Raw genomic sequence first — 8,533 nt, forward strand, 5'->3', positions numbered from 1 at the left:
TCCTGGATGGAGAGGGTGCAACCCTAAAAAAACGGTAACCAAAGGGTTACCGTTTTTGCATTTATCGCCTTCTCATTTCACGTAGCGAAACGTTTCGACGCCGATCACAAATCTGTTATGTCATGGTGGTTTTCTGAACACCGTTAAGACTAAACTGATTTCAGCGAAACGTTTCGCTAGTGGAGCAAGAAAATGAAGAAAGGCACCGTTCTTAACGCAGAAATCTCATCGGTTATTTCCCGTCTTGGGCATACCGATACGCTGGTAGTTTGCGATGCAGGCTTACCGGTTCCGCGCAGCACAACCCGTATTGATATGGCGTTAACGCAGGGCGTGCCCTCGTTTATGCAGGTACTGGACGTGGTGACGGCGGAGATGCAGGTTGAGGCGGCCATTCTCGCGACGGAAATTAAACACCATAATCCGCAACTCCACGAAACGTTGCTCAGCCACATTGAGCAGCTGCAACAACACCAGGGAAACACCATAGAAATTCGTTACACAACGCACGAGCAATTCAAACAACAAACCGCAGACAGTCAGGCGGTGATTCGCAGCGGGGAGTGTTCCCCGTATGCGAATATCATTCTCTGTGCTGGCGTCACCTTCTGAGGCCACCATGGACGCATTACTGCAACTGAAAGGGATCGATAAAGCGTTCCCGGGCGTAAAAGCCCTCTCTGGCGCTGCACTGAACGTTTATCCCGGACGCGTAATGGCGCTGGTGGGCGAAAACGGGGCCGGCAAATCCACCATGATGAAAGTGCTGACCGGTATCTATCAACGCGATGCCGGCTCGCTGCTGTGGCTGGGTAAAGAGACCACGTTCAACGGCCCGAAATCCTCCCAGGATGCGGGTATCGGTATTATCCACCAGGAGCTGAACCTGATCCCGCAGCTCAGCATTGCGGAAAACATCTTCCTCGGACGGGAGTTCGTTAACCGGTTTGGCAAAATCGACTGGAAAACGATGTATGCCGAAGCGGATAAACTGCTGGCGAAGCTAAACCTGCGCTTCAAGAGCGACCGTCTGGTGGGCGACCTCTCCATTGGCGATCAGCAGATGGTTGAAATCGCGAAGGTGCTGAGCTTTGAGTCGAAGGTCATCATTATGGATGAACCGACGGACGCGCTGACCGATACCGAAACCGAATCTTTATTCCGCGTTATCCGCGAGCTGAAATCGCAGGGACGCGGGATTGTCTATATCTCTCACCGTATGAAAGAGATTTTCGAGATCTGCGACGACGTAACGGTTTTCCGCGACGGGCAATTCATTGCCGAGCGCGAAGTCGCCACGCTGACCGAAGATACCCTTATCGAAATGATGGTGGGACGTAAGCTCGAAGACCAGTATCCGCATCTGGACAAAGCACCGGGTGAGATCCGCCTGAAGGTGGACAACCTCTGTGGCCCGGGCGTGAACGATGTCACCTTTACCCTGCGCCAGGGAGAGATCCTTGGCGTGGCGGGGTTAATGGGGGCTGGCCGTACCGAGCTGATGAAAGTGCTCTATGGCGCACTGCCGCGTACCAGCGGTTATGTCACGCTCGACGGTCATGAGGTGGTGACTCGCTCTCCACAGGATGGCCTGGCAAACGGCATCGTCTATATCTCCGAAGACCGCAAGCGTGACGGCTTAGTGCTGGGGATGTCGGTAAAAGAGAACATGTCGCTTACTGCCCTGCGCTATTTCAGCCGCAGCGGTGGCAGCCTGAAGCACAAAGATGAACAGCAGGCGGTCAGCGATTTTATCCGTCTCTTCAACGTTAAAACGCCGTCGATGGAGCAGGCGATTGGCCTGTTGTCCGGTGGTAATCAGCAAAAAGTGGCCATTGCGCGCGGTCTGATGACGCGCCCGAAAGTGCTGATCCTTGATGAGCCAACCCGCGGGGTGGATGTTGGGGCCAAGAAAGAGATCTATCAGCTGATTAACCAGTTCAAGGCCGACGGCCTGAGCATCATTCTGGTCTCTTCCGAGATGCCAGAAGTATTAGGCATGAGCGATCGCATTATCGTCATGCATGAAGGGCATCTCGGTGGTGAATTCACTCGCGAGCAGGCCACCCAGGAAGTTCTGATGGCTGCCGCTGTGGGCAAGCTTAATCGCGTGAATCAGGAGTAAGAAGATGACTACCCAGGCTGTTTCTGGTCGCCGTTATTTCACAAAGGCATGGCTGCTGGAACAAAAATCGCTGATTGCCCTGCTGGTGTTGATCGCGATTGTTTCGACCATGAGCCCAAACTTTTTTACCGTTAATAACCTGTTCAATATTCTTCAGCAGACGTCGGTTAACGCCATTATGGCGGTAGGGATGACGCTGGTGATTTTGACGTCGGGTATCGATCTGTCCGTCGGTTCCCTGCTGGCGCTCACCGGTGCGGTTGCGGCTTCAATTGTAGGGATTGAAGTCAACGCGCTGGTGGCCGTTGCAGCTGCGCTGGCACTTGGGGCGGCAATTGGTGCCGTGACCGGTGTGATTGTGGCGAAAGGCCGCGTTCAGGCGTTCATTGCGACGCTGGTCATGATGCTCCTGCTGCGCGGTGTCACCATGGTTTATACCAACGGCAGTCCGGTAAATACCGGCTTTACGGATAACGCCGATCTGTTTGGCTGGTTCGGTATTGGTCGTCCGCTGGGTATCCCGACGCCGGTCTGGATCATGGCTATCGTTTTCCTCGCGGCGTGGTACATGCTGCATCACACCCGTCTGGGTCGTTATATCTATGCGCTGGGCGGTAACGAAGCGGCAACGCGTCTGTCCGGGATCAGCGTCAATAAAGTCAAAATCATCGTCTATTCGCTGTGTGGTCTGCTGGCCTCTCTGGCAGGCATCATCGAAGTGGCGCGCCTCTCTTCTGCGCAGCCAACGGCGGGGACGGGGTATGAGCTGGATGCCATTGCGGCAGTCGTTCTGGGCGGTACGAGTCTTGCGGGCGGTAAAGGTCGCATTGTTGGGACATTGATCGGCGCACTGATCCTTGGTTTCCTGAATAATGGTTTGAATTTATTAGGTGTTTCCTCCTATTACCAGATGATCGTTAAAGCAGTGGTGATTTTGCTGGCGGTTCTGGTAGACAACAAAAAACAGTAACTGACGACACTACAGGACATCTTAGATATGAACATGAAAAAACTGGCTACCCTGGTTTCTGCTGTCGCGCTGAGCGCAACCGTAAGTGCTAACGCAATGGCGAAAGACACCATCGCGCTGGTTATCTCCACGCTGAACAACCCGTTCTTCGTCTCTCTGAAGGACGGAGCACAGAAAGAAGCTGACAAACTGGGCTACAACCTGGTGGTGCTGGACTCTCAGAACAACCCGGCGAAAGAGCTGGCAAACGTTCAGGACTTAACCGTACGTGGCACCAAAATCCTGCTGATCAACCCAACGGATTCTGACGCCGTGGGTAACGCCGTGAAGATGGCAAATCAGGCGAAGATCCCGGTCATCACCCTTGACCGTCAGGCGACGAAAGGCGACGTAGTCAGCCACATCGCTTCTGATAACGTTCTGGGTGGCAAAATCGCGGGTGACTACATCGCGAAGAAAGCGGGTGAAGGCGCGAAAGTTATCGAACTGCAGGGTATTGCCGGTACGTCAGCGGCGCGTGAGCGTGGTGAAGGCTTCCAGCAGGCTGTTGCAGCGCACAAATTTAACGTACTGGCCAGCCAGCCTGCTGACTTCGACCGCACGAAAGGTCTGAACGTGATGCAGAACCTGCTGACCGCGCACCCTGACGTGCAGGCTGTGTTTGCACAGAACGACGAAATGGCGCTGGGCGCGCTGCGTGCTCTGCAGACCGCAGGTAAATCTGATGTGATGGTTGTCGGATTTGACGGCACACCGGATGGTGAAAAAGCAGTAAAAGATGGCAAACTGGCGGCGACCATCGCTCAGCTGCCTGAGCAGATCGGCGCAACGGGCGTGCAGACTGCTGATAAAGTGCTGAAGGGCGAAAAAGTTCAGGCCAAATACCCTGTTGACCTGAAACTGGTCATCAAGCAGTAAAAGGCGAATCAGGCAGTCGCTGGCTGCCTGAGGGACACCCTATAAAGAAAAGTGTGGCATACGCCACCGGGTCACACCGGTGGCGCTCTCAGATGGACACCTCAACCATGAAAACCGCAGGCAATCTTGTCGTCCTTGGCAGTATCAATGCCGATCACATTCTTAACCTTGAATCGTTCCCGACACCGGGCGAAACCGTCACCGGTAATCAGTATCAGGTGGCATTCGGCGGTAAGGGCGCCAACCAGGCCGTCGCCGCAGGACGCAGTGGGGCGAAGATCGCCTTTATTGCCTGCACGGGTGATGACGATACCGGTGAGCGCGTACGCAAACAGCTGGCCAGCGATAACATTGATATTGCGCCTGTCAGCGTTGTCGAAGGGGAATCAACCGGCGTGGCGCTGATTTTCGTCAACGCGGAAGGTGAGAATGTCATCGGTATTCATGCGGGGGCTAACGCCGCGCTGACCACTGAGCGGGTGGACGCACAGCGCGAGATCATCGCGAAGGCCGAAGCGCTTCTGATGCAGCTGGAATCACCCGTTGAAAGCGTCCTGGCGGCCGCCGAGATAGCGCATCAAAATCATACCACTGTCGTACTCAATCCTGCGCCTGCGCGGGTATTATCAGACGAGCTGCTGGCGCTGGTGGATATCATTACCCCGAACGAAACTGAAGCGGAGAAACTGACAGGCGTTCGCGTTGAAAATGATGACGACGCCGCGCGGGCGGCGAAAGTGCTGCACGATAAAGGCATCGGCACCGTTATCATTACCCTTGGCAGTCGTGGAGTGTGGGCCAGCGTAAACGGGGAAGGCCGTCGCGTGCCGGGCTTTAAGGTTAAGGCGATTGATACCATCGCGGCGGGAGATACCTTTAACGGTGCATTGGTGACTGCGCTGCTGGAAGGCAAGAGAATGGATGATGCTATTCGCTTTGCCCATGCCGCCGCGGCGATTGCCGTAACGCGCAAAGGTGCCCAGCCTTCCGTTCCGTGGCGTAAAGAGATTGATGAATTCTTAAGTCAGCAGGGGTAACGCTTGGCCACAATGAAAGATGTCGCCCGCCAGGCGGGCGTTTCTACGTCGACAGTCTCCCACGTCATTAATAACGATCGCTTCGTTAGCGAGGCGATTCGGGAGAAAGTCGAAGCCGCGGTTAAAGATCTCAACTATGCGCCGTCCGCGCTGGCGCGCAGCCTCAAGCTCAACCAGACGCGCACCATCGGCATGCTGATCACCGCCAGTACCAACCCCTTTTATTCTGAACTTGTGCGCGGTGTCGAACGCAGCTGCTTCGAGCGTGGTTACAGCCTGGTGCTGTGCAATACCGAAGGGGATGAGCAGCGAATGAACCGCAACCTGGAGACGCTGATGCAAAAGCGCGTCGACGGGTTACTGCTGCTGTGTACCGAAACACATCAGCCCTCGAAAGAGATTATTCAGCGCTACCCTTCTATTCCCACGGTGATGATGGACTGGGCGCCGTTCGACGGTACCAGCGATCTCATTCAGGATAACTCGCTGCTGGGAGGTGACATGGCCACCCAGTATCTGATCGATAAAGGCTATACCCGCATCGCCTGCATTACCGGCCCCCTGGATAAAACCCCGGCGCGCTTGCGTCTTGAGGGGTATCTTTCTGCGATGGCGCGGGCGGGGCTTACTGTTCCGGAGGGCTACCGTATTACCGGTGATTTCGAATTTAACGGCGGCTTTGAAGCTATGCAGAAACTGCTGTCGCAAGCGCAGCGTCCGCAGGCTGTGTTTATCGGCAACGATGCGATGGCGTTTGGCGCGTATCAGGCGTTATATCAGGCGGGACTGCGTGTTCCACGCGATATGGCGGTGATTGGTTACGATGACATTGAACTGGCCCGCTACATGACGCCACCGCTCACCACGATTCATCAGCCAAAAGATGAACTGGGCGAGCTGGCCATCGATGTGCTTATCCACCGAATGGCCGAGCCCGGCCTGCAGCAGCAACGTCTGCAGCTTACTCCTGTTCTGATGGAACGGGGTTCGGTTTAGCTTTTGCTTTGTGGCGCTCTTTGATCAGGTTGCGGCCATCTTTGGGTTTTAACAGCATAAAGACCAGCGCCGACACGACGGTGAGTGCGCCCATGGTAATAAAGGTATAGTGGAACTGTTCGACGGTGTTCGCGCTGTCAAAACCTTCATAAAACCGCAGTACCGCCGCACTGACGGCCACCCCCAGACTGATCGACAACTGCTGAGTCACTGCCAGCACGCTGTTGCCGCTACTGGCGTTATCGTCGGTCAGGTCGGCGAGGGTGATGGTGTTCATCGACGTGAACTGTGTCGACATTGCCATTCCCAGCACAAACAGGGGCAGGATCAGCATCCAGACCGGTAAAGAGGCGGATTGCAGGGAGAACTGCGCGATCATCAGCCCGATAAAGACCGTTACACCTACCAGCGTCTTACGATAGCCAAACCAGCGCAACACCTGCGTGACGGTTGATTTGGCCAGAATAGAGCCCATCGCCGTGGGGGCCATCATGCAACCGGCAATCAGAGCCGGGTAGCCGAAACCCACCTGCAGCATCAGTGGCATCAGGAACGGCACGCAGCCCGTCCCCAGGCGTGAGGCAATGTTGCCCGCAATCCCCACGGAAAACGTTCGGGTGTTAAACAGCGACAGAGAAATTAACGGCGTCGGGTGACGGCGTGCATGACGTATATAAAGAAGGAACAGCAAAATACCGCCGAGGATGACGGAGAGTGCAATCCATGTCGCCACGATCTTCTCACCAAACAGCTCCATCCCGCTGGAGAAGAGCACCAGGCTCAGGCCAAACAGGAAAAAACCACGCATATCGAAACGGCGTCTTGGGGTGGTGAAGTTCGGCATATATTTGCGGGCATAAAGCAGCCCCGCGACGCCAATAGGAATATTAATCAGGAAGATCCAGTGCCAGCTTGCCCAGGTGACGAATACCCCGCCGAGAACCGGACCCAGTATGGGGCCGACCAGGCCGGGCATCGTGACGAAGTTGAGCACAGGAAGCAGTTCGCTGCGCGGATAGGCGCGCAGTAACGCCAGACGCGCCACGGGCATCATCATTGCCCCGCCAACGCCCTGAAGAACACGGAAGATGACCAGCTCTGTAAGAGACGTTGACAGCGCACAGGCCAGAGAGCCGAGCGTAAAGAGCGTCACGGCCAGCATAAATATTTTGCGGGTGCCGAAGCGGTCAGCCAGCCAGCCGCTCACCGGAATGAGCATCGCGACAGTCAGGGTATAACTGATGATGGCGGACTGCATCGCCAGCGGGGATCGGTTAAGGCTTTGTGCAATCGCGGGTAGCGCTGTGTTGAGGATGGTGGCATCCAGTGCCTGCATAAAGAACGCCATGGCTGCAATCCACGGCAATCCGGCCATGCTGCGTGCTTTTTTCTCTCTCATTTATGTACCTGCTGGTGGGTTGGCGCGGCCAGCAATGCCTGGCATGCATCCTGGGCTCGCAGCCCGTCACTCTCCTGAATGGCATCAACAATCGCCTGGTGCAAATCCAGCTTTACCACTTCGTCTTGTGTAATAGAGGTAAAGTAGGTGTGGTATACCGAATGGAATAAAGAGGCAAAGGATGTCAGGAACGGATTGGCGCTCATCATATAGATGTGTTCATGCCAGGCCATATCGACCTCAATCCAGCGTTCGCGGTTGAAGTGCTTTTTCAGGAACACCATCTCTTCCATCAGGGCATTGAGCTGCGCTTTCTGTTCTGCCGTCCCGAGCGTGGCGGCAAGGAGGCAGGCCTGAGGTTCAAGACTGCTGCGCATCACCAGGAAGTGATCGACGACCTGATGAAAGTTATTTTCCGTCATCCACCATGAGAGCAGTTCCTGATCGAGGAAGTTCCAGTTGCTCTGTGGCATCACACGCGTACCAATGCGAGGACGCGGAAGCACCATTCCTTTTGCCGTTAAGGTTTTCACCGCTTCGCGAACGGCGGTACGGCTCACCCCAAACTGCTCACCCAACTCCATTTCACCCGGCAGGATGCTCCCCGGGGCATATTTACCCGCTAAAATCAGCTGAGCCAGTTTTTCTGCCAGCACATACGACAGGTTTTTTTGGGCAGCCAGTTGTTGTGCGCTTAATGGCATCGCGTTTATTCCTTAAAGATTCATGCTGATAATTATGCCACCTCGGGTGTTATTGTGGTTGCAGATACATCAAATAGAACAATTTGTAGCTTGATTTCACCCCTGTTGGTGAAAAAAAACACGGACAGAAACTTTTTTTGAATTTCCTCTTGTCACTTCAGAATAACTCCCTATAATGCGCCTCCACTGACACGGAACAACGGCACACACGCCGCCGGGTCAGCAGAGATAAGCGAAAATAAATGCTTGACTCTGAAGCGGGAAAGCGTAATATGCACACCCCGCGCCGCAGCGAAAACGAAGTGGCACTGCTCTTTAACAATTTATCAGACAATCTGTGTGGGCACTCAAAGTGACATGGATTCTTAATGTCTTCGGACACTA

8 protein-coding genes are annotated in these 8,533 nt (G+C 54.8%); 6 read left to right on the forward strand and 2 right to left on the reverse strand.

Annotated elements, in window-relative coordinates:
* Positions 1-192 precede the first annotated feature (192 nt).
* The 6 genes from rbsD to rbsR all read left to right on the forward strand — a co-directional run bounded on the left by rbsD (position 193) and on the right by rbsR (position 6,046).
* Complete coding sequence (gene rbsD, locus ACMVME_RS18155) at positions 193-612, forward strand: D-ribose pyranase (protein WP_020882770.1); 420 nt, start codon at positions 193-195, stop codon at positions 610-612.
* A gap of 7 nt (positions 613-619) precedes the next feature.
* On the forward strand, positions 620-2,125 hold the full coding sequence (gene rbsA / locus ACMVME_RS18160) for a ribose ABC transporter ATP-binding protein RbsA (RefSeq protein WP_020882771.1): 1,506 nt from the start codon (positions 620-622) through the stop codon (positions 2,123-2,125).
* A 4-nt stretch (positions 2,126-2,129) separates the two neighbouring features.
* Positions 2,130-3,095, forward strand: coding sequence for a ribose ABC transporter permease (rbsC, locus tag ACMVME_RS18165; RefSeq protein ID WP_020882772.1), 966 nt, complete (start codon positions 2,130-2,132; stop codon positions 3,093-3,095).
* A gap of 27 nt (positions 3,096-3,122) precedes the next feature.
* Positions 3,123-4,013, forward strand: coding sequence for a ribose ABC transporter substrate-binding protein RbsB (gene rbsB, locus ACMVME_RS18170; protein WP_014172267.1), 891 nt, complete (start codon positions 3,123-3,125; stop codon positions 4,011-4,013).
* 107 nt (positions 4,014-4,120) lie between these two features.
* Complete coding sequence (gene rbsK / locus ACMVME_RS18175; protein ID WP_251858952.1) at positions 4,121-5,050, forward strand: ribokinase; 930 nt, start codon at positions 4,121-4,123, stop codon at positions 5,048-5,050.
* Positions 5,051-5,053: 3 nt separating this feature from the next.
* Positions 5,054-6,046, forward strand: a complete 993-nt coding sequence (gene rbsR, locus ACMVME_RS18180) for a ribose operon transcriptional repressor RbsR (RefSeq protein ID WP_014172265.1) — start codon at positions 5,054-5,056, stop codon at positions 6,044-6,046.
* Here the strand turns inward: rbsR and mdtD are convergent.
* Together mdtD and ACMVME_RS18190 are read right to left on the reverse strand one after the other, a co-directional pair.
* Positions 6,012-7,445 (reverse strand): multidrug transporter subunit MdtD, encoded by a 1,434-nt coding sequence (mdtD, locus tag ACMVME_RS18185; protein ID WP_014172264.1) that lies wholly within the window; start codon positions 7,443-7,445, stop codon positions 6,012-6,014. The two genes, rbsR and mdtD, sit on opposite strands and share 35 nt — an antisense overlap.
* A complete protein-coding gene (locus ACMVME_RS18190; RefSeq protein ID WP_078775107.1) occupies positions 7,442-8,149 on the reverse strand; it encodes a FadR/GntR family transcriptional regulator in 708 nt (235 codons plus the stop codon). The genes mdtD and ACMVME_RS18190 overlap by 4 nt, the downstream gene beginning before the upstream one ends.
* Between the last annotated feature and the right edge of the window lie 384 nt (positions 8,150-8,533).

The sequence above is a fragment of the Enterobacter cloacae complex sp. 2024EL-00711 genome (assembly GCF_047529885.1).
Lineage (GTDB): Bacteria > Pseudomonadota > Gammaproteobacteria > Enterobacterales > Enterobacteriaceae > Enterobacter > Enterobacter ludwigii.